Here is a 23,925-nt window from a genome sequence, read left to right as displayed (position 1 = left end):
GGCCGACGTCTCCGGACCACCGGATCCGGCACTGCCCCGGCCCCCGCGAGGGGACCGGGGCAGCCGCGTGTCCCCGGCGCTCGGTCCTCCGGCCCTCAGTCCCCCGGCGCTCAGTCCTCCGGCCCTCAGTCCCTCGGCGCTCAGTCCCCCGGCCCTCAATCCTCCCGCGCTCAGTCCCCCGGCGCTCAATCCTCCCGCGCTCAATCCCCCGGCCCTCAATCCTCCCGCGCTCAATCCCCCGGCCCTCAATCCTCCCGCGCTCAATCCCCCGGCCCTCAATCCCCCGGCCCTCAGTCCCTCGGCGCTCAATCCCCCGGCCCTCAATCCTCCCGCGCTCAATCCCCCGGCCCTCAATCCCCCGGCGCTCAGTCCTCCCGCGCTCAATCCCCCGGCCCTCAATCCTCCGGCGCTCAGTCCCCCGGCCCTCAGTCCTCCGTGGCGGAGACGACGGCGTGCAGCGGCGCCAGCAGCCGGTTGACCTTGCGTACGTCGTCCGTCGAGGCCAGCCGCAGGCGCTCCCGCGGGCGTGGGTCGAGGGGCGGGTCCGGGCAGCGGTCCTGGAACAGCTGGAGCGCGGGGCGCGGCCGGCAGCGCTTGGACGTCCACCACAGGCCCTGGACGTCGTCGCAGCGTTCGCGGATCACCCGCACCCAGTACCGGGTCCCGGCGTACTCCTCGGTGTCGATCAGCCAGTCGTCCTGCCAGACGGCGGCCAGCCCCTCGGCGGTCGTGAGGTCGACCAGGGAGAGGTCCGCCGTGGTGCGGACCGCCGAGAGGACGTACCGGGAGGCCTGTGCCCAGGGGATCTGGCGCACCCCGTCGTCACCGAACTCGACCGACCTCAGCAGGACTTCGGACAGGGCGGTGACCGGATCGAGGGCCGCGTAGAGGTAGGGGTAGGGGTCCTTGTCGGTGGGGTCGAAGCGGCTGCCCTTGAAGAACTCGTGGGCGACGTTCGGGTTGAACTCGCCGGCCCCGAACCGCTCCTCGTGGCACCGCCACAGCACCGTGCCCGCCGTCAGGGTGTGGCGCAGCGGCCTCATCGCGACGCCCTCGGGGGGAAGCTGACCTGCCATCAGTACGCCCCCACCAGCTCGGCGGCGGCGCGTTCCAGCGCGTCGTCCGGCAGGACGCCGAGCAGTTCCGCCGGGACGCCGCCCAGCCACCGGTTGCCGCCCAGCCACCAGTCGGCGGCTCCCCAGGGGTCGCGGTCCGCGCGGAGCAGTACGTTGATCCGGCGGACGACCGGCAGCGGTTCGGCGGTGCCGGGCCTGAACTGGAAACGGGGGTAGCGGAGGCCGCGGTCCGGGTCGCGGAGCCGGATCAGCTCGGCGGGGCGGTCGGGGCCTGCGGGCGGGGTGGCGGTCAGGGCCGCGTGCTCGGCCTCGGTCAGCGCGGGGGCGTCGAGGAGCCGGCGGCGGGCCGAGCGCAGCAGTTCGGCGGGGTCGGGCGGTGGGGTGCCGAGGACGTCGATCACCGCGTCGATCGTGGTGAGACTGGGCAGTTCGCGGGTGCCGGCCGCGTAGCGGTGGCCGCCGAGCGCCCGGGCCACGGGGTGGTCGGGCGGCAGCGCGGACAGGGTGCGCTTCAGCCGGCGGACGGTGCGGGCGACGGCCGCGGGATTGCCGGCGGCGGTCTCCTCACGCATCTCCCGCAGGGCGCCGGACACCTGCCCGAGGTCGTCGTCGCCCAACTCCGTGACGACCGTGGTCCAGTGGCTCTCCAGGAGCCCGAGCAGTTCCTCCGACGTCATACGCGCTCTCCTTCCTGCCGCCGGGCGTGAGCCGCCGGTGCCGGGTTGCCGTGGTGGACGAAGGCCGCCCAGGTGTCGGGCCGGTCGCGGAAGTCCTCCGCGAGCCGCCGGGGGGCCGAGAGGCCGTGCAGCGCCGGAACGGGCGGGCGCTCGCCGGGCGGGGTGAGCATCCAGCGCTGGGCGGCGCGCAGCGCGTCCGGCGGGGCCAGGCCCCGGGCGAGCGCGTCGTGCAGGACGAGCATGAGCAGTTCGGACCGCATGTCGTCGACCTTCCAGCGGGAGCCGATGGCGTCGGTGGCCAGCCGGTGCACCAGGACCGAGGTCACGGTCAGGGCCTCGTCGTGGTCACGGGTGGTGAGGTCGGTCTCGCAGCCGCCGCACACGACGAGGGGGCCGACCGCGCGGAAGGCGTCGCCTTCGGCGGGCGTCTCCAGCAGCGTGCTGAGCGTGAGCTCCCCGCCGCCGGACGGCTCGCCCGCCTCACTCGGTGCCGCCAGGTACAGCGCCGAGCGGGTGGGGTCCGGCCCGGCGAGCCCGTGACAGGCCAGGTGCACCAGGGAGGCGGGGGCGGTGGCCCGGCCGCCGAGCAGGGCCAGGACGGTCTCCGGGGTGGCGGGGTCGTGGTCGGGATGGTGGACCAGGGCGCCGGGATAGTGCACGCCGGCGAGGGTCTCGATCTCCTCCTCGGCCCACTCCAGATCGTCCACGGCGTGGAACACCAGGGCCGGCCGCTCACCGAGCGCCATCCGTCGACGGGCCGCGGCCCGCAGGAACTCCCGTCCGGAGGCGGCGTACGTGAGCACACCGACCTCACAGGCCCGCACGTCCCGCGCCACACCGGGCACGTCCAGAACACCCGCCTGCCAGGGCACGACACCCGACTCCCCGCAGGGCACGATGACGAGCCTCACGGCGGGGGGTGGGGCGGGGCGGGGGTCGGCGGCTTCGGGGTGAAGGGCTTCGGGAGGGGCCGCGTCGGCTGGGGTACCAGGGGTGCCGGACGCGGTGGCATCCGGCGGGGAGCCGACCGTCCGGGAACCGACCGCGCCCCCGGCATCGTTGCCCGTGCCCGAACCGGCCGTACCGGCTGAACCTTCCGCCTCCGCCGGGGAGTCGGCCGGAGCAGGGCCGGCCTCACCGGTCGAAGCAGGCACGGCACCGGCAGCGGTGGCATCCGCCGGGACCGCGGCCGCACCGGAACCGCCGCCATCGGCCGCCGCCCCGGCCAACCCTGCCTCCGCAAGGGCCCGGTCCCACAGTGCCAGGTGGTCCAGGGCGGGGCCGAGTACGCCGCCGGCCCAGACGCACAGGTCGTCCAGGGCCCGCAGCCAGCGGCGTTCGGCGCGCTCCTTCTCCCGGGGGTTGACGGTGTCCTCGTCGGCGGCCTCCAGGCGCTGGCGGTCGGCGCCGGCCGCCAGGTACCGCGCGACCGGCTCGCGGCCGTCGGGGGTGAGGCCCGGGAGGGGCAGCGCGGTGACGGGGCCGTCGGCGGGGACCACCAGGACCGCACCGTCGGAATCGTCCAGGCCGGGCACCAGGTACAGCAGCGCGTCCGCCCCCGTCGCCCGCAGCCCGGCGCGCAGATCGTGCACGGACGGGACCACCGGCTCCACATCGGCCCCGCCCTGCCTCCGCAGCAACTCCAGCGAGCGGCGCCGCAGGTCACCGGGCAGACCGGGATGGCCCGAGCCCACCGCGGCGAGGATCTCCAACGGGGAGCGCCCCCGCGGCTCACCGGGCGCACCCGGACCCCGGTCGGCGACCGCCCCCACCGGGGAACGCCCCCGCACGTCACCGGCAACGCCCGGACCACCGTCGGTACCCGACTCCGCAGAGGAACAGCCCCGCACGTCACCGGCAGCCCCCGGACCACCGTCGCCGCACATCGCCGCCGAGCAACTCCCCAGCGACTCACCGGGGCCACCCGGACCCCCGTCGGCACCCATCCCCGACGAGGAGTGGTCCCGAGACTCACCGCCCGCGTCCCCACCCCCGTCAGCGAACGTCTTCGCCGGGGAACGCCCCCGCACCGCGCCGCCGGCCTCCGTGCCCACCGCGGCCGAAAGCTCCAGCAGGGAACGGTCGTCGGTCCGTTCCCAGGAGGGCTGGGCCGTGGCCTCGCGCCAGCGGTCGGCCAGTTCCGTCTCTCCGAGGGCCGCCAGCCGGTCGGCGACGCCCGCCGAGACGGCCGCCGCGCCGAGTACCAGGGAGCGGCCCGCCTCCAGGCACGCGATGGCCTCCTCGGTGAGTCCGGCGCGCAGCGCCCAGAAGGCCGCTCGGCGGCCCCGGTCGGGGGGGGGGGGGGCGGGGGCGCCGGCCCCGCCGGGCCGCCCCCCGGGGGGCCCCCAGCCGCGCGGGCCGCCCCCCCCCCGACCCGGCGCGGCCCCGGGGGGGGGCCGGGGGCCCCCCCCCCCCCCCCGGGGGGGGGGGGCGGGGGGGGGGGGGGGGGGGCGCGCCGGCCCCCCCCCCCCCCCCACGCCCTGCTGGAGCAGAACATCGTCGGCGGACAGCCGCAGTGACCTGCGGGCGAGACCGACGGCGATCCGCAGATCGCCGTCGGCACCGGACCCGCCTGCCCGCAGATCACCGTCGACACCGGCCACCCCTACCGGGAGAGCAGGGTCAGCACCGGCACCACCCGCTCGCAGCGCGCCGTCAGCACCGGCACCACGCACCCCCAGGCCACCGTCGACACCGGCCCCACCCGCCCCCAGGCCGCCGTCGACACCGGCCGCCCCCGCCCGGACCGCACCGGCGGCGCCGGCCGCGCCGGCCGCGCCGGTCACACCCGCCCGCACCTCCGGCCGCAACCTCGCCCGCTTCGCGTGCAGCTCCGCCAGGTCCCAGGTGAGGCCCGCGGCGCCCGGGCCGCCGTCGGGGAGTTCCGTCAGCGCCTGGGTCAGTTCGTCGATCGCCTCGTCGAGGGCGCCGGCGTCCCCGGTGAGGAGGTGCAGGGTGTCCAGGGCGATCGCGATGCCGCCGCGGGCCCGGGGCCGGAAGTCGGAGGTGAATCCGGTGGCGCCCAGGGCGGCCCGAGCGCGCTGGACGCCCTCGGCGATGCGACCCGGGTCCGACTCGACGATCGCCGTCAGGGTGATCAGCGGGGCCCAGGTGATGTCGAGGAGGCTGCGCAGGACGGGCATGTCCACGGACGTCTCCACGGCCCGCTGGAGGTGGTGCACGGCCGCGCGCAGATGTGCGGTGCGGTCCTCCGCGGACGGCACGAGCACGACGCGGGTGAGGTAGGCCATGCCGAGGACGAAGCCGGTCAGCGCGCCGGTCCATTCCTCGGCACCGTCGTAGGTCTCGTCCAGTTCCAGTTCGCACAGCGCGTCGATGGCGTCCTCGACCCCCTCGACGTCACCCCGGTCCAGGGCGGACGTCACCCGCCCGTGGAGCCGGACGGCCTCCGCGCACAGACGCAGGCTGGCGGCGAGGTCGCTCGTGGGGTCGTCGTCCCACCGCTGTGCCTCCAGCAGTTCCCGGGCCATGTCCTCGTCCTGGAGGCTGCCGCCGGTGAGGGCGGCGCCGAGGAGTACTCCGGGCAGGACGGTACGGAGCCATTCGTCCTGGGAGCGGCTGTCGAGCTCGCCGTCGGCCGAGGCCTCGTGCATCAGCCGGAGCGCCGTGCGGAAGCCCTCCATGTCGCCGGTGCGGGTGGCGAGGGCGACGTGGACGAGCGCGGCGACCATCCGGGACGGCAGGGGTGCCGGTCCGTGCTCCGTCGCGGTGGCCGCCCGGTCTCCGGTCAGTTCGGCGAGGAGTCCGGAGAGGTGCTGCGGAGCCATGGTCCCGGGCGACATGACCTCGGCAAGGGCCAGCAACTGGCTCAGGAGGTGCCGGGCCTCGCCGGACGAGCCGGAGGAGCCGTCGGCCGGTGCCTCGCCGGTCTCGTCGGACGGCCCCCGCTCCAGCTGGCCGAGCATCAGCGACAGTATGGTGCCCAGTGACGACGGCAGCGTCTGCTCCGTCATGGTGTCGAGGATCCGCCGGCCCCCGCGGACGAGCGTGGCGGTGTCACCGGACAGCAGCGCGTCGGTCATCTCACCGAAGGTGCGGAGGTTCTGGCGGAGCTGGGGCTCCATCCGCGGGTGCTCGCGTTCCAGCAGCAGCCGGACGAGCAGCGCGCTGTCCTCCACCACCCCCGAACCGCCCTGGGCGAGCGGGGTGCCGGCCGCGGCCAGGGACATGAGCCGGTCGACGGTCCAGTCGCCGGGAGACACGGCCATGACCTCGGGGCTGAGCCGCACCAGCCGCGACCCGACCAGCGCCACGAGGTCCCGGTACGCGGCGTCCCGGTCCGCCTCCCCGAGCAGGGGCGAGCCGAGGGACCGCTCCAGCAGGGGCAGCGCCCGCTCCCGGTCGACCGGGGTGCCGTACAGGACGAACCGTACGGCGTGGCACCGGCCGAGCCGTGCCGCCACCGCCGCGGCCGTCGTCCCGTCAGTCTCCGCTCGCCCCAAGTGTTCGAGCAGCAAAGCGAGTTCGTCCGTGAGCGCGTCGAGCTCAGGTCCTCGTATCCCCTGGTACACCTTCGGTTCGAGCGGTACGGAGAATCCGTCCGCGCGGGCCAGCGCGGCGGTGGCGCGGTCGGCCACGGGTGCGGCCCCGGCTTCAGTCATGCGTCCTCCCCTCCCGCCGCCATGGTGCCCGTTCCCGGGCCGCGGCAGCCGGGTCCGGCGCTCCTGACCGGCATCCTGCCGGACAACGCCCGGCTCCCGGCCGGTTTCCGCCCGATCCGCCGTGGCACGGGAGGGACGGAGTGGGCATGCTGGGGTTGCCGGTCGAGGACGGCCGCACGGGTGGCGGAGGGGGGAACACGGTGGCGAACTCCGGACCGGGGCCGGGCACACCGGCGCCGTACGTGGAGACGACCCACGGGGACTACGCGGCCCGTTACACGGCCGGTCTGCGGGTCGAGGCGGCGGACGCCGGCGTGGTCGTCCTGTACGGCCGCTGCCCCCGGTGCGGCTGCGCGTTCACCTACACGCACACGGACCGGGTGTTCCGTTCGCCGCGCCGCGGGCCCCGCCCGGCGCACGTGCCGGTGCTCTGCGCGTGCGAGGCCGAGCATCCGGGCCGGCCGGCCGAGGAGACGGGGTGCGGCGCCTACTGGAACGTCGTCGTGGAGCGGGGGTGACCCCTGACCCGCGGGTCCGGCCGGGCCCGCCCGGGACCCCCGCCGACCGCCAGGCGGCCCGGCAGGCCCGGGAGTTGCTCGCCGGTGAGCTGTCCCGGGCCCGGGAGGCGGCGCTCGCCTGGCGCAACGGGCTCGCGGCCCTCTTCGCCGGGCTGCTCGGCTTCGGCCTGGTCAAGGGCCGTACCGACGTGGGGAAACTGGCCTCCCCGTACGACGCCCTGGTGGGCGGCGCGCTGCTGCTGTGCCTGGTGTGCGGCACGCTGGGCGCGCTGCTGCTGCTCCGGGCGGCGCACGGCGCGCCCACCGGGGTCCGGCTGCCCACCGGGGTGCCCGCCACGGCCACCGCGCTGCACCTGGGCGATCACATGGAGACCCGCCGCACGGTACGGGCCCTCACCCGCGGGGTGGCGCTGACGATCTGCTGCGGGGCGCTGCTCGTCACGGCGGTGGCGCTGACCTGGTACGGCCCCGAGAAGGACGGCCCCCGCATCCTGGTGCGCACCCCGTCGGGGGTGGTGTGCGGGAAGCCGGGGCGCACGGAGGCCGGAGTGCTGCTGGTCAGGACGGACACCGGTGAGGTCGCGGTGCGGCTGGCCCGGGCCGAGGCCGTGACCGCGGTCGACGACTGCCCGGGCGCCGCGCCCCCTTGATGGCGCCGGTCCCCTGACGGCGCCGGTCCGCTCAGCCGTCGGCGCGCCGCCCCGAGGCCAGGGTGAGGGCCAGGTACAGCACCAGGGAGGTACCGAGGCCCACCGCCCAGCCGTAGTCCGCGAGGGGCGCCAGGGCGGGGATCGGGCGGCCGTCGGTCAGGGGCTTGAGGCTCGCGCCGCCGATCGCGAGGACACCGCCCGCCAGGAAGGCGACGACCGCCCGCCAGTTCCAGCCGGCCGCGTACCAGTACCGGCCGCCCGGGCGGTAGAGGTCGCCGAGGTCCAGGCGGGTGCGGCGCAGCAGCCAGTAGTCGGCGACGAGGATGCCGGCGACCGTGCCGAGCAGGCCGCCGACCAGGCCGAGCCAGGTGAAGATGTAGCCCCGGGGGTCGGAGTACAGCTTCCAGGGGAAGATCAGCACGGCGAGGACGGCGGTGATCAGGGCGCCGGTGCGGAAACTCACCTTCCGGGGCGCGACGTTGGAGAAGTCGAAGGCCGGGGAGACCAGGTTGGCGGCGATGTTCACCGACAGCGTGGCCACCAGGACGGTCACGAGCGCGTACAGCAGACCGGCCACGTTGTCCGTCTTCGCCGCCAACTGCACCGGGTCCCAGACGGGTTCGCCGTACACGGCCTGCGAGCCGGAGGTGACCAGCACGGACAGGAACGCGAACAGGGTCATCGTGGTCGGCAGGCCGAGGGCCTGGCCCCAGGTCTGCGAGCGCTGGCTCCTGCCGTAGCGGGTGAAGTCGGGGATGTTGAGCGACAGCGTCGACCAGAAGCCGATCATGCCCATGAGGGAGGGCCAGAACAGCTTCCAGAAGTCGCCGCCCCAGCCGAGCCTGGACGGCTGGTCGAAGAGCGGCCCGACGCCGCCGGCCTTGCTGCTCATCCACCACAGCATCACGAACGCGCCGACCAGGACGAAGGGCGCGGCCCAGTTCTCGAAGCGGCGGATGGTCTCCATGCCTCGGTGGATGATGGCCACCTGGATCGCCCAGAAGATCGCGAAGGACAGCCACATCGTCCAGGCGTGGCCGCCGATGTGCCCGGCGTTCTTCCAGCCGTCGCCGATCAGCTTCCCGGCGAGGAAGTAGATCGCCTCGCCGCCGATCCAGGTCTGGATGCCGAACCAGCCGCACGCCACCAGTGCCCTTACGACGGCGGGCAGGTTGGCGCCGCGCACGCCGAAGGACGCGCGGGCGAAGACGGGGAAGGGGATGCCGTACTTGGGGCCCGCGTGCCCGGTGAGCAGCATCGGCACCAGCACGATCAGGTTGGCGAGGGCGATGGTGAACACCGCCTGCTTCCAGTCCATGCCCACCGCGATCAGGCCGGAGGCGAGGGTCCAGGAGGCGGTGTTGTGGGCCATGCCGACCCACAGGGCGGAGAAGTTGTACGTCGTCCACGTGCGCCCGGCGACGGGGACCGGGAGCAGGTCCTGGTTGGCGTAGGGGCCGCTGGGCGGCGGGGTGCCGGGGGCGAGTTCCACGCGCCCGTCGGGGAGGGTGACCTGGCCGGATATCGGTCTGGCCGTGGGAGCGGTGTCGGTCATGGGCTGGCCAATCGGGGAGAGGCGGATCGGGATGGCCGTGCGGGCACCAGCCCCCTCCCCCCAGGCGGCGGGGAGGGGAGACCAAGAGGGGCGTGGGGGGACTCGGTGGGCGTGGACGGGGGTCAGGAGTTGACGGCGGGGATGACGTGCCGGCCGTAGGCCTCGATGGTGGCTTCCTGCGCGTCGTGCATGTCGTACACCGCGAACTGGTCGACACCCAGGGCGCGCAGCGCGGTCAGCTTCTCGATGTGCTTCCCGACCGGGCCGATGACGCAGAACCGGTCCACGATCTCGTCGGGCACGAACGCGGTGTCCGGGTTGTCGCTGCGGCCGTGGTGGGCGTAGTCGTAGCCCTGCCGGGCCCTGATGTAGTCGGTGAGTTCCGCGGGGACCTGCGCGGAGTGCTCGCCGTACCGGGCGACCAGGTCGGCGACGTGGTTGCCGACCATGCCGCCGAACCAGCGGCACTGGTCGCGGGCGTGCGCCAGGGCCTCGGGCGAGTCGTCCTCGGTGACGTAGGCGGGGGCGGCGACACAGATCGTCACCTCGGACGGGTCACGGCCGGCCTCGGCCGCCGCGTCCTTGACGGCCTTCACCATGTACTCGGTCAGGTACAGGTCGGCGAGCTGGAGGATGAAGCCGTCCGCCTCCTCGCCGGTCATCTTCAGTGCCTTCGGTCCGTACGCGGCCATCCAGACCGGGAGTTCGGCGCCCTCCTTGATCCACGGGAAGCGGATCTTGGTGCCGCCGAGGTCGGCCTCCTCGCCCCGGCCGAGGGCGCGGATCACCTTCATGGCCTCGCTGATCCGGGCGAGCGTGTTGGGTCTGCGGCCCGCGACGCGCATCGCGGAGTCGCCGCGGCCGATGCCGCAGACGGTGCGGTTGCCGAACATGTCGTTGAGGGTGGCGAACGTGGAGGCGGTGACCTCCCAGGTGCGAGTGCCCGGGTTGGTGACCATCGGGCCGACCGTGAGCTTCTGGGTGTTCGCCAGGATCTGGCTGTAGATCACGAACGGTTCCTGCCAGAGCACGGCGGAGTCGAAGGTCCAGCCGTAGCGGAAGCCGTTGCGTTCCGCCCGTTTCATCAGGCTGACCACCCGGGAGGCGGGCGGGTCGGTCTGGAGGACGAGTCCGAAGTCCATGGGGCGCCACTCCTAGGTGAGGTACTGACAGGTGGAGCGCGGGGTGAAGACGCCGTGCCCGGCGCGTCCGGTGTACTCCCGCTGGTCGATGACGAGTTCGCCGCGCGACAGGACCGTCTCGACGCGGCCGGTGACGCGCTTGCCCTCGTACGCCGAGTAGTCGACGTTCATGTGGTGGGTCTCGGCGGACATCACCTGTTCGGCGTGCGGGTCGTAGACGACGACGTCCGCGTCGGCGCCCGGGGTGATGGTTCCCTTCTTCGGGTACAGGCCGAACATCCGGGCCGGGGCGGCGCAGGCGATCTCGATCCAGCGGCGGCGGGAGATGTGCCCGTCCACGACCGCCTGGTGGAGCAGGTCCATGCGGTTCTCCACGCCCGGCAGCCCGTTGGGGATCTTGGAGAAGTCACCGCGGCCCAGTTCCTTCTGGCCGGTGAAGCAGAAGGGGCAGTGGTCGGTGGAGACGACCTGGAGGTCGTTGGTCCGCAGGCCCTGCCACAGCCTGGCCTGGTGCTCCTTCGGCCTGAGGGGCGTGCTGCACACGTACTTGGCGCCCTCGAAGTCCGGCTCGGCCAGGTTGTCGGTGGACAGGAACAGGTACTGCGGGCAGGTCTCGCCGAAGACGTTCAGCCCCTCGTCGCGGGCCCGCGCCAGTTCGGCCACGGCCTCCATGGCGGAGACGTGCACGACGTACAGGGGCGCGCCGGCCACCTGGGCGAGCTTGATGGCCCGGTGGGTGGCCTCCGCCTCCAGCAGGGCCTTGCGCACCTCGCCGTGGTAGCGGGGATCGGTCTCGCCCCGGGCGAGCGCCTGCTCGACCAGCACGTCGATGGCGATGCCGTTCTCGGCGTGCATCATGATCAGCCCGCCGTTGTCGGCGGAGCGCTGCATGGCGCGCAGGATCTGCCCGTCGTCGGAGTAGAAGACCCCGGGGTAGGCCATGAACTGCTTGAAGCTGGTGACCCCCTCCTCGACCAGCAGGTCCATCTCCTTGAGCGTCTCGGGGTTCACATCGGAGACGATCATGTGGAAGGCGTAGTCGATCGCGCAGTTGCCCTCGGCCTTGGCGTGCCAGGTGTCCAGGCCCTCGCGCAGGGTGTGGCCGACGCTCTGCACCGCGAAGTCCACGATCGTCGTCGTACCGCCCCAGGCGGCGGCCCGGGTGCCGGTCTCGAAGGTGTCGGAGGCGAAGGTGCCGCCGAACGGCAGCTCCATGTGGGTGTGGGCGTCGACGCCGCCCGGGATGACGTACTTCCCGGTGGCGTCGATCGTGCGGTCCGCGCTCCAGTTCTGTGAGCCGGGCGTGGCGAGCGCGGCGATGCGGGAGTCCTCGATGAGGACGTCGGCGTGGATCTCGTCGGACGCGGTGATGACTAGGCCACCGCGGATGACGGTGCGCGTGGTCATGGGGTGCCTCTCTCTCGTGGCCGTCTGCGGGTCGTCTGTGGCTGGTCGCGCCCACGCGGCGGAGCCGCATGCCGGATGTACGGCCCCGCGCCCCGGGCGTGCCTCACGGCGCCGTCAGCGGGTCGTACGCCCCCGGCGCCCGGTCCCGGTAGAACTGCCAGCGGTCGCGGACCTCGCGGAGCTTGGCCAGGTCCAGGTCGCGGACGACGAGTTCGGTCTCCTTGTCGCTCGCGACCTCGCCGACGAACTGGGCCTCCGGGTCCACGAAGTAGGTGGTGCCGTAGAAGTCGTTGTCGCCCAGGTCCTCCACGCCGACCCGGTTGATCGCGCCGACGAAGTACTCGTTGGCTACGGCCGCCGCCGGCTGCTCCAGCTGCCAGAGGTAGCGGGACAGGCCGCGCGAGGTGGCCGACGGGTTGAAGACGATCTCGGCGCCGGCGAGGCCGAGCGCCCGCCAGCCCTCCGGGAAGTGGCGGTCGTAGCAGATGTACACGCCGATCCGGCCGGCGGCGGTGTCGAAGACGGGCCAGCCGCTGTTGCCGGGGCGGAAGTAGAACTTCTCCCAGAAGCCCTGGACTTGCGGGATGTGGGTCTTGCGGTACTTGCCGAGGTAGGAGCCGTCCGCGTCGATCACGGCGGCCGTGTTGTACAGGACGCCCGGCTGTTCCTCCTCGTACATGGGCAGGACCAGGACGATGCCCAGCTCGCGGGCGAGGGCCTGGAAGCGCTGTACGGTCGGGCCCTCGGGGATCCGTTCGGCGTACTCGTAGAACGCCTTGTCCTGGACCTGGCAGAAGTAGGGGCCGTAGAACAGCTCCTGGAAGCAGAGGACTTGGGCGCCCTGCGCGGCGGCGTCGCGGGCCGCCTGCTCGTGCACCTGGATCATGGACTCCTTGTCGCCGGTCCAGGCGGTCTGGAAGAGGGCGGCACGGATCACTCGGCTCATCGGGACCTCCGGTAGCTCGGTGTGCGGTGAGCGTAGGAAGCCCGGACGGCCGGTTCGACGGGCAGCGTGTCACGTCCACGGGTGGTCGGCGTGCCACCGTGTCACGTGTGCGCGGGCCCATGTTTCACCGCCGTTGTCGCAGGTCGTCGCATGTTTCACCCCTGTTGCGCGTCATGCGCGAGGAGCGCGATGTGCACGGAGGCCGCCTGTTCGAAGTCGTCCAGGTCGACGCCGAGGCGGGTCTGTATGGCCTCCAGGCGGCGGTAGAGGGCCGGCCGGGAGACGTGGTGGAGCTGGGCGGTGCGGGACTTGTTGCGGCCCGTCGCGAGATAGGTCCGCAGGACGTTCAGCAGTTCCGGTTCGGCGTCGCACAGCAGCCCGTCCAGCTCGCGCTCGGCGAAGGACTGCACCTGTGGGTCGTCGCGCAGCAGGCGGATCAGCCCGCGCAGATGGACGTCCTTGAGGCGGACGACGGCCGGCAGGTCGAGGGCGGCCGAGGAGCCGGCGACGGCGTCGGCGACGTGCCGGGCCTCGCGCAGCCCGGCGGGCACGTCGTCCCACGCGGTGCGGGGACCGGCGGCGGCGACCACGGCCGGGGACGCCGCGCGCAGCCGGGTCGCGAAGTGGAGGGTGAGGGCCTCGGCGTCCTGGTCGCGGGCGAGGCTGAGCAGCACGGTGGCGGTGCCGGCGGCGAGCTCGGCCACGAGGCCGGGCAGCCCCAGCAGGCGCAGTACGCGGTCGAGTTGGTCGGGGGTGCGGCCCTGGACGACGAGCGGGACGAAGGTCCGCCGGTTGACCGGCAGCCCGGCCGCCCGGGCCCGCGGCAGGAGCTGCCGGGCCGGTACGACCCCGGAGACGAGGTCGGTCAGCAGGCTCTGCGCGGACTGCTCCTCCCAGCTGTGCGCGGAGGAGCCGCCGAGCATCCGGTGCAGCACCAGGGCCTCGGCGGCCCGGTCCGCGAGCAGCCGCCCGGTGGCCGCGTCGCCCCGGTAGCCGCAGAGCAGCAGCCGGCCCCACCGCTCCCCGCGTCCGCCCAGCTCGGCGCGGATCCAGCCGTCGCCGGCGCTGCCGCCGGCCTGCCGGGCGATCCGCTCCCAGTCGCGCAGGACGTCGTCCACCGCGGACCGCTCCCCCGCCGTGCCGAGCACGCGGTGGGCGAGGTTGGTGACGACGACCGGGCAGCCGCCGTGCCGGGCGACCTCGTCGAGCAGCCGTTGCAGCGGCGCGCCGGCCGTGATCAGCCCGGTGAGGGCGGTGCGTACGCTCTCCGACAGGCTGATCGCGGCGAACTTCCGCCGCACGAGCCGGGACTGCACCTCCTCCGTGAGCTCGGCGAAGGGGAACGGCCGGTGCAGTACGACCATGGGCAGCCCGCACCGCTCGGCGGCCCGGCGCATCACCTCGGGCGGCGCGGGGAAGGCCCGGCCGAGACCGAGGACGACGGCCGCCGCCTCCGCCCGGTGCAGGGACCGGACGTACTCGGCCTGCCGGGCCTCGTCCCCGGCGAGCAGCACACCGGTGGTGAGGACCATCTCCCCGCCGCTGAGCATGACACCGACGTCAGCGGCCTCGGCGACGTGCACCCAGCGCACCGGCCGGTCGAGCTGTGCGGCGCCGGCCACCACCTCGGGCTCCCCGGCGAGCACGCGCTCCAGGGTCAGCACCTGGCGCACGGAGAGGGCGGGTTCCAGCACGTGCCGGGACTCCGAGGTGATGCTCATGGCGGTACACCTGTTCTCTAGTACGTGCTCCTCAGTGCCTGTTCCAGGATCGCCGCGCCCTCCTCGGCCTCGGCGACGGTCAGCGACAGCGGCGGACTGATCCGCAGGGCGCTGGTGTTGTGCCCACCGCCCTTGCCGAGGAGCAGCCCGCCCTCCCGGGCCGCCTCCAGCACCGCCGCGACGGCCTGCGGGTCGGCCTCGTCCGTGCCCGGCCGGACCAGCTCGACGCCGATCATCAGCCCGCGTCCGCGCACCTCCCGCACGCCGGGCAGCTGCGCGCCGACCGAGCGCAGCCGCTCGATGAGCAGGCCGCCGACGCGCCGGGCGTTGCCCTGGAGGTCGTGTTCGAGCAGATAGGTGAGGTTGGCGAGGCCGGCGGCCATGGTGATCTGGGTGCCGCCGAAGGTGGAGATGCTGTTGGCGTCCAGGCAGTTCATGATCTCGGAGCGGGCGATGACCCCGCCGATGGACATGCCGTTGCCGATCCCCTTGGCGAAGGTGACGATGTCCGGCGGGCCGCTGCGGGCGTGCGCCTGCCAGCCCCAGAAGTGGTCGCCGGTGCGGCCCCAGCCGGTCTGCACCTCGTCGGCGATCCACAGGACGCCGTGCTCCTTCAGCACCTCCCGGAAGGCGGCGTAGAGGCTGTCCGGCGGGGAGGTGAACCCGCCGACGCCCTGGACGGGTTCGGCGATCAGCGCGGCCGGCGGCCGGGTGTGGCCGAGGACGTCCTTCAGGTCGTCGACACAGGCGTCGATGAAGGCGCGGTCGTCGAGGTGGGCGAACGGCCCCCGGGTCCGTACGCCGCCGTGGACGTACAGCGTCTGGAGCGGGGAGAGGGAGGTCGGGGACCAGCCGCGGTTGCCGGTGACGCCGATCGCGCTGAAGGACCGGCCGTGGTAGCTGTTCCGCATGGCGAGGACGGTGTTGCTGCGCCGGTAGGTGGTGGCGAGCAGCAGGGCGGTGTCGTTGGCCTCGGTGCCGGAGGTCGTGAAGAACACCCGGGCGTCCGGGATGCCGCTCACCTGGGCGACCCGCTCGGCGAGTTCCACCATCGGCCGGTTGAGGTAGAGGGTGGAGGAGTGGATGATCCGGCCGGCCTGCTCGCTGACCGCCTTGGTCACCTCGGGCAGCGCGTGCGCGGTCAGCGTGGTGAGGATGCCGCCGAAGAAGTCCAGGTACCGCCGGCCGGCGGTGTCCCAGACGTGGCGCCCCTCGCCGTGGCTGATCTCGATCGGGTCGTCGTAGTAGAGGGCGAGCCAGTCGGGCAGCACCCTGCGGTGGCGGGAGTAGAGGTCGTTCACGGCTGCACCAGCCCTTCGTAGGCGTCGGGACGGCGGTCGCGGTAGAAGGCCCACTGCCGCCGTACTTCCTCGATGAGGTCGAAGTCCAGGTCGCGCACGAGGAGTTCCTCGCTCTTGTCGCTCGCGACCTCACCCACGAACCGGCCGCGCGGATCGACGAAGTACGACGTCCCGTAGAAGTCGTTGTCGCCGTACTCCTCCTGCCCGACCCGGTTGATGGCGGCGATGAAGTACTCGTTGGCGACGGCCGCGGCGGGCTGCTCCAGCTGCCACAGGTAGGCGGACAGGCCCCGGTGGGTGGCGGACGGGTTGTAGACCAACTGGGCACCGTTGAGCCCGAGTTGCCGCCAGCCCTCCGGGAAGTGGCGGTCGTAGCAGATGTAGACGCCGACCTTGCCGACGGCGGTGTCGAAGACGGGCCAGCCCAGGTTGCCGGGCTTGAAGTAGTACTTCTCCCAGAAGCCCTTCACCTGCGGGATGTGGTGCTTGCGGTACTTGCCGAGGTAGGTGCCGTCGGCGTCGATCACGGCGGCGGTGTTGTAGTAGAAGCCGGACTGCTCGACCTCGAAGACCGGGACGACGATCACCATGCCGGTCTCGCGCGCCAGCTCCCGCATCCGGCGCACGGTCGGGCCGTCGGGCACGGGCTCGGCCCAGCGGTAGTGCTCCGGCTCCTGGACCTGGCAGAAGTAGGGGGCGTTGAAGACTTCCTGGAACCCGATGACCCGCGCGCCCCGGCGGGCCGCCTCGCGGGCGTGCTCCTCGTGCTTCGCGACCATGGACTCGGTGTCGCCGGTCCAGGTGGCCTGGACCAGAGCGGCGCGGACGACGTTGGTCATGAGCTGCTCCTTCGACACGACGTCAGAGCCTCTACGCCCGTAGAGCAGGCCGTAGAGGGTCGAAAGTAAGCCTCCGCGCGGCCCTTGCCAAGACCATCGCCGTCAACCCGCTGAGTCGATCTCGATTCGCACCCCTGCGGGTGAGCCGTCGGCCCGGCCCGAGGGCGCGGATCGTGACACACCAGGACACTACCCACCCGGACCCGTCACGCGCTGTGCCCGGCGACACGCAGCGCGTGCACGAGGTCCCAGTGCCGTTCGTCGGAGACGCCGAGCGCGGCCTCCAGCAGCAGCGGCACCAGTCGCCCGGGGTCGGCGGCGACACACCGGGCGGCCTCCTCGGCGGTGCGGACGCGCACGTGGGCGTCGAGCAGGGCCCGCGCCTCACGCCGTCCGCCCTCGTCCTCCAGCCGCAGCACGGCCGCGCCGATCTGCTCCGCCGGCCGGGCCACGCCCTGCCGCAGCAGTTGCCGGCCGTCGCCGTCCCGGCCGGCCGCGGTGAGCGCGTCGGCGGCGGCGACCAGCCGCTCGGCGGGCAGCGTGGCGGCCTCCCACAGCAGCGTGGTCCAGTCGGCGCCGAGCCCGGCCCGGTGCAGGGCGTCCGCGAGCAGCGGCAGCCGGCCCACGGGCCACCGCGCGGCCTCGACCAGCACCACGTGCGCCTCACCGCTCCGCCCCTCGCCCCGCAACCGCGCCAGCCGCCCGACGACCCCGTCGACGGCCTCCCGGGCCCCCTCGTCCACGACCGCGCCGTCCGGCACCGACGGCTGCACCACCTCCCCGGCCCCGGCGAACCGGGCCCCCCGCGGTGACCGCGGCCCACCGTCCGCCCCGACACCCCCGGAAGCCTGCGGTACGACGACGGGCGCGGCCTCCTCGACCTCGACGACCCCGGCGAACCGGGCACTGCCACGGCGGCGTTTGCGGGGTTCGGGGGGTGGAGGGACGGGGCCGCCCGGGGTGGGGGTGTGCGAGGGGCCGGCGCCGGGCGAGACGAGCGCCGAGGCACCCGGCAGGGAGGAACCTCGGTCTTCGGCACCGGCGCCGGCGGCCGGTGAAGGGGGCACGTGAGGAGCGGGCGTCCGGGAGGCCGCAGCGGGCGGTACGACGCCGTGGCGGGCCTCCTCGGGGACCCCTGCGGCCCGGGGGCGGGGAGCCGCGGGCGGAACGGCGCGGGAAGGACGGACGGCGACGTGAGGGGCGGCGACGTCAGGGGTGCCGACGTCAGAGGCGGCGACGTCAGAGGCGGCGACGTCAGGGGTCCCGACCTCAGGGGCGGCGACGTGAGGACGACCCACGCCCCACCCGGCACCCGGCTCCCCACCCGCCCGCAAGCCCCCGGCCGCGTTCCCTCCCCCGGAGCCCGTGCGCCGGTCCAGTACCTCCAGGCGGGCGCGGAGTTCCGCGCAGCGGGACGTGGCGCGGGTGTGGTCGTCGTGGGCCCAGGCGAGGTCGAGTCGCAGGGCGTCGGCCTGGTCCCCGGGGACCGGCGTGGACAGCCGGCGGCTCAGTCCGGCATGGCGTTCCGCGGCGTACCGCTGCTCGCGGAGCATGACGTCGAGCCGGTCGGCCAGGGCGTCCCGGGCGCCGGGCCGGGCGTCGTACGCGGTGACCGCGGCGGCGTGCAGCGCGCGGGCCCGTTCCCGCTCGGCCCCCGCGGCGGCGGGTCCGTACAGCGCGCCGAGGTCCTCCAGCAGCGCCTCCACCACGTCCCATGGCGGGACTTCCCGTCCGTCCAGGCAGGCGCGCATGCCCTCGGGGTCCCGCTGCCAGAAGACCCCGTTCCAGCCGCCGCGCGGATCGAGGCGCACCAGCAGAGCGTCCAGGTACCTCGTGAACTCCCCTACCTGACCGGAGACTTGATCCACAGCCATCGTCCAGCTCCCGCCCGACCGCCGGCACTTTCGTCCGGGTAGGCAACACCAGTCGTGTTGCGGGCTTGCTACGGAGAGTTTTCCGGCAGCACGCGGACCGCTCATTGCGGGATCTTGACCGTTGCGCGTCCGACCCCGTCGTACGGGCCCCTCAGACGGCCACCAGGGCACACCGGGCGACCAGGTCGTCCATGGACAGGCCGAGGACGCGCGCCAGTGCGGCCACGGTGAAGAACGTCGGTGTCGGCGCCCGCCCCGTCTCGATCTTGCGCAGCGTCTCGGCCGACACACCCGCCTCGGCGGCGACGTCGACCATGCTCCGGTCGCCGCGCGCCGCCCGCAGCAACTGCCCGAGCCGCTCGCCGCGTTCACGCTCTTCGGGGGTGAGGGGGGTGCGCACCATGCGGCCCATTCTAATACCACCGCAGACCATCTCCCCATTCAAATACCGGTATAATAATTGGCACGGTGGAGCGGGAGCGCACACCGGCGTCTCCCCGCTGGTACCGGACGGCCATGGCATCCCACCCGGTACCGGCTCCGCGACCGCGACCCGCTCCGGGCCGGCGACTCGGCGATCAGCTTCACGGTGGGCCGCCGTACGCACGAGGACCCCGAGGCCCCGAGCGAGGGCCGCCCGGCCACAGCCTCCCGCGGCGGCCGGCGGCTGGACGCCCCGCACGGACGAGGCTCCCGCGCGGCCCCCGTCGGGCACGCGGCGGCGGTCACGGAGAACGGCCCCCGCGGCGTGACGGCACGGGAAGTCACCGGAGGGGCGCGGGGCCGTGCACGGCATGCGGCCCCGCCGCGTGGGTGCCGGCCGGCACGACGCTCGCGCGGCCGCCGTGCCGGACCGGCACCCACCCCACTGGGCGAACATGCCCACCCCCACGGATCGTGTCATCGTGGGCATGAGCAACCCGCCCCCGGGTTACCCGGCCGCTCCGCATGTCGTCAGCGAAGGAACCCACGCGATGACCAACGGCTACCCTCCTGACCCCTTCGGTGAATTCCTGGCCCGCTTCTTCGGCGGCACGGGCGGTGCCGGTGCCCCCGGGCCCCGCCACATCGACATCGGCCGTCTGCTCAGCCAGCCGGCCCGGGAGCTGGTCAGAGGAGCCGCCCAGTACGCGGCCGAGCACGGCAGCCGGGATCTGGACACCCAGCACCTGCTGCGCGCGGCCGTGTCGTCGGAGCCCACCCGGAGCCTGCTGAGCCGGGCGGGCGCGGACCCGGACTCGCTCGCGCACGAGATCGACGACCGGGCGGGCCCCGTGCAGCACCCGCCGGGCGAGGCACCGCCGCCGACCTCGCTGTCGTTGACCCCGGCCGTCAAGCGCGCCCTGCTGGACGCGCACGACATGGCGCGGGCCAGCGGCGCCGGGTACATCGGCCCGGAGCACGTGCTGAGCGCGCTGGCCGCGAATCCGGACTCGGCGGCCGGGCACATCCTGCACGCGGCCCGGTTCTCGGCGGGCGGCCTGCCGCCCGAGGCCCCGGAGAGCGCGCCGCCCCGCCCGGAGCGGCAGCGCCAGCGGCCCACCGGCACGCCGACCCTGGACAAGTACGGCCGTGATCTGACCGACATGGCCCGGCAGGGCCGGATCGACCCGGTCATCGGCCGGGAGACGGAGATCGAGCAGACCATCGAGGTGCTGTCGCGGCGCGGCAAGAACAACCCGGTGCTGATCGGTGACGCGGGCGTCGGCAAGACGGCGATCGTGGAGGGCCTGGCCCAGCGGATCGCGGACGGGGAGGTCCCGGACGTGCTGGCGGGACGCCGGGTGGTCGCCCTGGACCTCACCGGGGTGGTGGCCGGCACCCGCTACCGGGGCGACTTCGAGGAGCGCCTCAACAACATCGTGGAGGAGATCCGCGCCCACTCCGACCGGCTGATCGTGTTCATCGACGAGCTGCACACCGTGGTGGGCGCGGGCTCCGGCGGCGAGGGCGGCACGCTGGACGCCGGGAACATCCTCAAGCCGGCGCTGGCCCGCGGCGAGCTGCACATCGTGGGCGCGACGACGCTGGAGGAGTTCCGCCGGATCGAGAAGGACGCGGCGCTGGCCCGCCGCTTCCAGCCGGTGCTGGTGCCCGAGCCGACGGCCGAGGACACGATCGAGATCCTGCGCGGGCTGCGGGACCGGTACGAGGCCCACCACCAGGTCCGCTACTCCGACGAGGCGCTGGTCGCCGCCGTGGAGCTGTCGGACCGGTACCTCACCGACCGGCGGCTGCCGGACAAGGCGATCGACCTGATCGACCAGGCGGGCGCGCGGGTCCGGCTCGGTGCCCGGACCAAGGGCACGGACGTGCGCGCGATGGAGCGCGAGATCGAGCAGCTGGTCCGGGACAAGGACCAGGCGGTCGCGGACGAGGACTACGAGCAGGCGAAGCAGCTTCGCGACCGCATCGGTGAGCTGAAGCAGCGGATCGACCAGGTGTCCGGCGGCGACAGGGCCGACGAGGGCCTGGACCTGGAGGTGACGGCGGAGGCCATCGCCGAGGTGGTGTCCCGGCAGACCGGCATCCCGGTCAGCCGGCTGACCCAGGAGGAGAAGGAGCGGCTGCTCGGCCTGGAGCAACACCTGCACCAGCGGGTGGTGGGCCAGGAGGAGGCGGTCGCCGTGGTGTCCGAGGCGGTGCTGCGCTCCCGCGCGGGGCTGTCCAGCCCGAACCGGCCCATCGGCAGCTTCCTCTTCCTCGGCCCGACCGGTGTCGGCAAGACGGAGCTGGCGCGGGCGCTGGCGGAGGCGCTGTTCGGCAGCGAGGACCGGATGGTCCGGCTGGACATGAGCGAGTACCAGGAGCGGCACACCGTCTCCCGGCTGGTGGGCGCCCCGCCCGGGTACGTCGGCCACGAGGAGGCCGGTCAGCTCACCGAGGTGGTGCGCCGGCACCCGTACTCGCTGCTGCTGCTCGACGAGGTGGAGAAAGCGCACCCGGACGTCTTCAACATCCTGCTCCAGGTGCTCGACGACGGCCGGCTCACCGACTCGCAGGGCCGGACCGTGGACTTCACCAACACGGTCATCGTGATGACCAGCAACCTGGGCTCGGAGGCGATCACCCGGCGCGGTGCCGGGATCGGGTTCGGGCCGGGTGGCGCGGAGGCCGACGAGGAGGCGCGGCGCGAGCAGATCCTGCGGCCGCTGCGCGAGCACTTCCGGCCGGAGTTCCTGAACCGGATCGACGAGATCGTGGTGTTCCGGCAGTTGACGGGCGAGCAGCTGCGGCAGATCACCGATCTGCTGCTGGAGACCACCCGGCGGCTGCTGGACGGGCAGGGCGTCTCGGTCGAGTTCACGAGCGCGGCCGTCGACTGGCTCGCCGAGCGCGGCTACCAGCCGGAGTACGGCGCCCGGCCGCTGCGCCGCACGATCCAGCGGGAGGTGGACAACCAGCTGTCCCGGCTGCTGCTCGACGGCACGATCTCCGAGGGCAGCCGGGTGACGGTGGACGCGCGGGACGGGCGGCTGGACTTCCGCACGGAAGCGGACCGGCCGCCCGCGCCCGAACTCTGACCCGACGGCCGGGGACCACTCCGCGGCTGTCGGCCGGGGCCACCGACGCGTCGCGGCCCCGGCCGCCGACGCACCGCTGCCCGGCGAGCGGGCCCCGGCCGGCTGGTGTTGTGCCAGGGCGGGCTGTCGGCCGGGGTCCGGTGCGCTGACCCGATCCGCCCACCAACCCCCGTGCGACGCTCTCCAGCGCGCCGCACCGGCCCTCAGCGCGTCGGGTCCACCACCATCGCCGAGCCGCCGCCGCGCCGTACCTTCTCGGCGGCGGCCAGCCACTTGCCGTCCGGCAGCCGCTGCACGCCCGTGGCCGCACCGATCTCCGGGTTGAGGCTGAAGGAGTGCCCGATGGCCTCCAGTTGCTTGCGCAGGTCGCTGTCGTACAGCCCGGGTTCCAGCTCGGTCCGGGCGGCGTTGCGCTGGCTGGCGCGGGGTGCGGCGATCGCGTCGACCAGGGGCAGTTTCCGGTCGAGGAACCCGGTGAGCGTCTGCAGCACGGTGGTGACGATGGTCGCGCCGCCGGGTGAACCGAGCGCCACGACCGGCCTGTTGTGCTGGTCAAGGACGATCGTCGGGGAGATCGAGGAGCGCGGGCGCTTGCCCGGGCCGGGCAGGTTCGGGTCGTGCACGGCCGGGTTGGCCGGGGCGAAGGAGAAGTCGGTCAGCTCGTTGTTGAGCAGGAAGCCCCGGCCCGGGACGGTGATGCCGCTGCCGCCGGTCTGCTCGATGGTGAGCGTGTAGGCGACGACGTTGCCCCACTTGTCGGCCACGGTGAGGTGGGTGGTGTTCTCCCCCTCGTACGTCGTCGGGGCCGCCGTACCGCCCTGGCCGCAGGGCGCCGGGTGCCGGGGGTCGCCGGGCGGGAGCGGGCTGGTGAGGACCGCGTCGTCCTTGATCAGGCAGGCGCGGGAGTCGGCGTACCGCTGGGACAGCAGCTCCTTCGTCGGCACGTTCTCGAAGGCCGGGTCGCCGACCCAGCGCCCGCGGTCGGCGAAGGCGATCCGGCTGGCCTCGATGAAGTGGTGCAGGTACTGCACCTCGCTCGCCTTGGACAGGTCGGTGTTCTCCAGGATGTTGAGCGCCTCGCCGACCGTGGTGCCGCCGGAGGAGGAGGGCGCGATGGAGTACACGTTCAGGCCGCGGTACGACGTCCTGGTGGGCGCCTGGAGCTTGGCGCGGTAGACGGCGAAGTCCTTCTCGGCCAGCTTGCCGGGGCGGGCGTTCCAGCCGGAGGCGGGGTCCACGGGCGGGTGTTCGACCGTCTTGACGATGTCGTCGCCGATGTCGCCGCGGTAGACCGCGGCGATGCCCTGCCGGCCCAGTTGCTCGTAGGTGCGGGCGAGTTCGGGGTTCTTGAACGTGGAGCCGACGACGGGCAGCCGGCCGTTCGGCAGGAACAGCTTGGCGGTGTCCGGGAAGTAGCGGAACCGGGTCTCGTTGGACGCGGTCTGCGCGCGGAACGTGTCGTCGACGGTGAAGCCGTCGCGGGCCAGCCGCTCGGCGGGCTTCAGCAGCGTGCCGAGCCGCTTGCTGCCCCACTGGTCCAGCGCCTTCTGCCAGGTGGCGGGCGTGCCCGGGGTGCCGACGCTCAGCCCGCTGCTGACGGCGTCGGCGAAGGCGAGCGGTTTGCCGTTCTCCGTGAACAGGTCGGCGTCGGCGCTCAGCGGCGCGGTCTCGCGCCCGTCGACGGTGTGCACCGTGCGGGACTTGGCGTCGTAGTAGACGAAGTAGCCGCCTCCGCCGATGCCGGCCGAGTAGGGCTCGGTGACGCCGAGCGCGGCGGCGGTGGCGACGGCCGCGTCCACCGCGTTGCCGCCGTGCTTGAGCACTTCGATGCCGGCGGCGGAGGCGTCGGCGTCGACGCTGGCGACGGCGCCGCCGTAGCCGACGGCCACGGGGACCTTCGCCGGCGTCCTGTTCGCCGTCGCACCGGGTGGCGCCGCCGCCCCCACCGACACCACGGCGGCCGAGACCGCCAGAACCGCCAGTTTCCGCGTGCCTGGACGACGACCCATCCGTACCTCCCGTCGGGACAAGTCCGCGCAGCGTAACCGGATGACCGGTACTACCGACAGTACG

At 73.8% G+C, this 23,925-nt stretch carries 16 protein-coding genes; 3 read left to right on the top strand and 13 right to left on the bottom strand.

What is annotated here, in order from left to right; all coding sequences use genetic code 11:
• Positions 1-425: 425 nt before the first annotated feature.
• The 3 genes from ACH4LD_RS22690 to ACH4LD_RS22680 are packed head-to-tail and all read right to left on the bottom strand — an operon-like array spanning position 426 to position 6,375.
• Positions 426-1,076, bottom strand: a complete 651-nt coding sequence (locus ACH4LD_RS22690; protein WP_398058742.1) for an RES family NAD+ phosphorylase — start codon at positions 1,074-1,076, stop codon at positions 426-428.
• Positions 1,076-1,753 carry a hypothetical protein gene (locus ACH4LD_RS22685; RefSeq protein WP_398058743.1) on the bottom strand — a complete coding sequence of 226 codons (678 nt, stop codon included), beginning with the start codon at positions 1,751-1,753 and terminating at the stop codon, positions 1,076-1,078. The genes ACH4LD_RS22690 and ACH4LD_RS22685 overlap by 1 nt, the downstream gene beginning before the upstream one ends.
• On the bottom strand, positions 1,750-6,375 hold the full coding sequence (locus tag ACH4LD_RS22680; RefSeq protein WP_398106184.1) for a CHAT domain-containing protein: 4,626 nt from the start codon (positions 6,373-6,375) through the stop codon (positions 1,750-1,752). The genes ACH4LD_RS22685 and ACH4LD_RS22680 overlap by 4 nt, the downstream gene beginning before the upstream one ends.
• Positions 6,376-6,521: 146 nt before the next feature.
• Here ACH4LD_RS22680 and ACH4LD_RS22675 point away from each other — a divergent pair, with 146 nt between their 5' ends.
• Together ACH4LD_RS22675 and ACH4LD_RS22670 are read left to right on the top strand one after the other, a co-directional pair.
• Positions 6,522-6,893 carry a hypothetical protein gene (locus ACH4LD_RS22675; protein WP_398058746.1) on the top strand — a complete coding sequence of 124 codons (372 nt, stop codon included), beginning with the start codon at positions 6,522-6,524 and terminating at the stop codon, positions 6,891-6,893.
• Positions 6,890-7,543 (top strand): hypothetical protein, encoded by a 654-nt coding sequence (locus ACH4LD_RS22670; RefSeq protein WP_398058747.1) that lies wholly within the window; start codon positions 6,890-6,892, stop codon positions 7,541-7,543. Before ACH4LD_RS22675 ends, ACH4LD_RS22670 begins: the two co-directional genes overlap by 4 nt.
• 31 nt (positions 7,544-7,574) lie before the next feature.
• Here ACH4LD_RS22670 and ACH4LD_RS22665 read toward each other — a convergent pair whose 3' ends face one another.
• The 9 genes from ACH4LD_RS22665 to ACH4LD_RS22625 all read right to left on the bottom strand — a co-directional run bounded on the left by ACH4LD_RS22665 (position 7,575) and on the right by ACH4LD_RS22625 (position 18,731).
• A complete protein-coding gene (locus ACH4LD_RS22665; protein ID WP_398058748.1) occupies positions 7,575-9,098 on the bottom strand; it encodes an NCS1 family nucleobase:cation symporter-1 in 1,524 nt (507 codons plus the stop codon).
• A 122-nt stretch (positions 9,099-9,220) separates the two neighbouring features.
• A complete protein-coding gene (locus ACH4LD_RS22660) occupies positions 9,221-10,240 on the bottom strand; it encodes a TIGR03842 family LLM class F420-dependent oxidoreductase (RefSeq protein ID WP_132782811.1) in 1,020 nt (339 codons plus the stop codon).
• A 12-nt stretch (positions 10,241-10,252) separates the two neighbouring features.
• Positions 10,253-11,647 carry a dihydropyrimidinase gene (gene hydA / locus ACH4LD_RS22655; protein ID WP_398058749.1) on the bottom strand — a complete coding sequence of 465 codons (1,395 nt, stop codon included), beginning with the start codon at positions 11,645-11,647 and terminating at the stop codon, positions 10,253-10,255.
• Between the two features lie 103 nt (positions 11,648-11,750).
• The gene (locus tag ACH4LD_RS22650; RefSeq protein WP_132782813.1) at positions 11,751-12,593 is read right to left on the bottom strand and encodes a nitrilase-related carbon-nitrogen hydrolase; all 843 of its coding nucleotides are present in this window, start codon (positions 12,591-12,593) and stop codon (positions 11,751-11,753) included.
• Positions 12,594-12,748: 155 nt separating this feature from the next.
• Positions 12,749-14,314, bottom strand: coding sequence for a PucR family transcriptional regulator (locus ACH4LD_RS22645; protein ID WP_132782814.1), 1,566 nt, complete (start codon positions 14,312-14,314; stop codon positions 12,749-12,751).
• Positions 14,315-14,331: 17 nt separating this feature from the next.
• Positions 14,332-15,615 carry an aspartate aminotransferase family protein gene (locus tag ACH4LD_RS22640; protein ID WP_398058750.1) on the bottom strand — a complete coding sequence of 428 codons (1,284 nt, stop codon included), beginning with the start codon at positions 15,613-15,615 and terminating at the stop codon, positions 14,332-14,334.
• Positions 15,612-16,454 carry a nitrilase-related carbon-nitrogen hydrolase gene (locus ACH4LD_RS22635; protein ID WP_103813467.1) on the bottom strand — a complete coding sequence of 281 codons (843 nt, stop codon included), beginning with the start codon at positions 16,452-16,454 and terminating at the stop codon, positions 15,612-15,614. Before ACH4LD_RS22635 ends, ACH4LD_RS22640 begins: the two co-directional genes overlap by 4 nt.
• A 206-nt stretch (positions 16,455-16,660) precedes the next feature.
• The gene (locus ACH4LD_RS22630) at positions 16,661-18,328 is read right to left on the bottom strand and encodes a hypothetical protein (protein WP_398058751.1); all 1,668 of its coding nucleotides are present in this window, start codon (positions 18,326-18,328) and stop codon (positions 16,661-16,663) included.
• A 151-nt stretch (positions 18,329-18,479) separates the two neighbouring features.
• On the bottom strand, positions 18,480-18,731 hold the full coding sequence (locus ACH4LD_RS22625; protein WP_132782816.1) for a helix-turn-helix transcriptional regulator: 252 nt from the start codon (positions 18,729-18,731) through the stop codon (positions 18,480-18,482).
• Between the two features lie 571 nt (positions 18,732-19,302).
• On the opposite strand from ACH4LD_RS22625, the gene ACH4LD_RS22620 reads away from it, so the two are divergent.
• Positions 19,303-21,852, top strand: coding sequence for an ATP-dependent Clp protease ATP-binding subunit (locus tag ACH4LD_RS22620; RefSeq protein WP_132783404.1), 2,550 nt, complete (start codon positions 19,303-19,305; stop codon positions 21,850-21,852).
• Between the two features lie 203 nt (positions 21,853-22,055).
• On the opposite strand, the gene ggt is transcribed toward ACH4LD_RS22620, so the two are convergent.
• Positions 22,056-23,861 (bottom strand): gamma-glutamyltransferase, encoded by a 1,806-nt coding sequence (ggt, locus tag ACH4LD_RS22615; protein ID WP_398058752.1) that lies wholly within the window; start codon positions 23,859-23,861, stop codon positions 22,056-22,058.
• Positions 23,862-23,925: the final 64 nt, after the last annotated feature.

Origin of the sequence: Streptomyces sp. NPDC017676 (genome assembly GCF_044329325.1) — a bacterium.
In the GTDB taxonomy this organism is placed as follows: domain Bacteria; phylum Actinomycetota; class Actinomycetes; order Streptomycetales; family Streptomycetaceae; genus Streptomyces.
The sequence above is the reverse complement of the archived record's forward strand: the minus strand, read 5'-3'. Positions and strand labels throughout refer to the sequence as shown.

Coding starts and splice junctions, on each gene's coding strand:
- ACH4LD_RS22690 (WP_398058742.1), bottom strand. CDS start 1,076: ATGGCAGGTCAGCTTCCCCCCGAGGGCGTCGCGATGAGGCCGCTGCGC.
- ACH4LD_RS22685 (WP_398058743.1), bottom strand. CDS start 1,753: ATGACGTCGGAGGAACTGCTCGGGCTCCTGGAGAGCCACTGGACCACG.
- ACH4LD_RS22680 (WP_398106184.1), bottom strand. CDS start 6,375: ATGACTGAAGCCGGGGCCGCACCCGTGGCCGACCGCGCCACCGCCGCG.
- ACH4LD_RS22675 (WP_398058746.1), top strand. CDS start 6,522: ATGCTGGGGTTGCCGGTCGAGGACGGCCGCACGGGTGGCGGAGGGGGG.
- ACH4LD_RS22665 (WP_398058748.1), bottom strand. CDS start 9,098: ATGACCGACACCGCTCCCACGGCCAGACCGATATCCGGCCAGGTCACC.
- ACH4LD_RS22660 (WP_132782811.1), bottom strand. CDS start 10,240: ATGGACTTCGGACTCGTCCTCCAGACCGACCCGCCCGCCTCCCGGGTG.
- hydA (WP_398058749.1), bottom strand. CDS start 11,647: ATGACCACGCGCACCGTCATCCGCGGTGGCCTAGTCATCACCGCGTCC.
- ACH4LD_RS22650 (WP_132782813.1), bottom strand. CDS start 12,593: ATGAGCCGAGTGATCCGTGCCGCCCTCTTCCAGACCGCCTGGACCGGC.
- ACH4LD_RS22645 (WP_132782814.1), bottom strand. CDS start 14,314: ATGAGCATCACCTCGGAGTCCCGGCACGTGCTGGAACCCGCCCTCTCC.
- ACH4LD_RS22635 (WP_103813467.1), bottom strand. CDS start 16,454: ATGACCAACGTCGTCCGCGCCGCTCTGGTCCAGGCCACCTGGACCGGC.
- ACH4LD_RS22630 (WP_398058751.1), bottom strand. CDS start 18,328: ATGGCTGTGGATCAAGTCTCCGGTCAGGTAGGGGAGTTCACGAGGTAC.
- ACH4LD_RS22625 (WP_132782816.1), bottom strand. CDS start 18,731: ATGGTGCGCACCCCCCTCACCCCCGAAGAGCGTGAACGCGGCGAGCGG.
- ACH4LD_RS22620 (WP_132783404.1), top strand. CDS start 19,303: ATGACCAACGGCTACCCTCCTGACCCCTTCGGTGAATTCCTGGCCCGC.
- ggt (WP_398058752.1), bottom strand. CDS start 23,861: ATGGGTCGTCGTCCAGGCACGCGGAAACTGGCGGTTCTGGCGGTCTCG.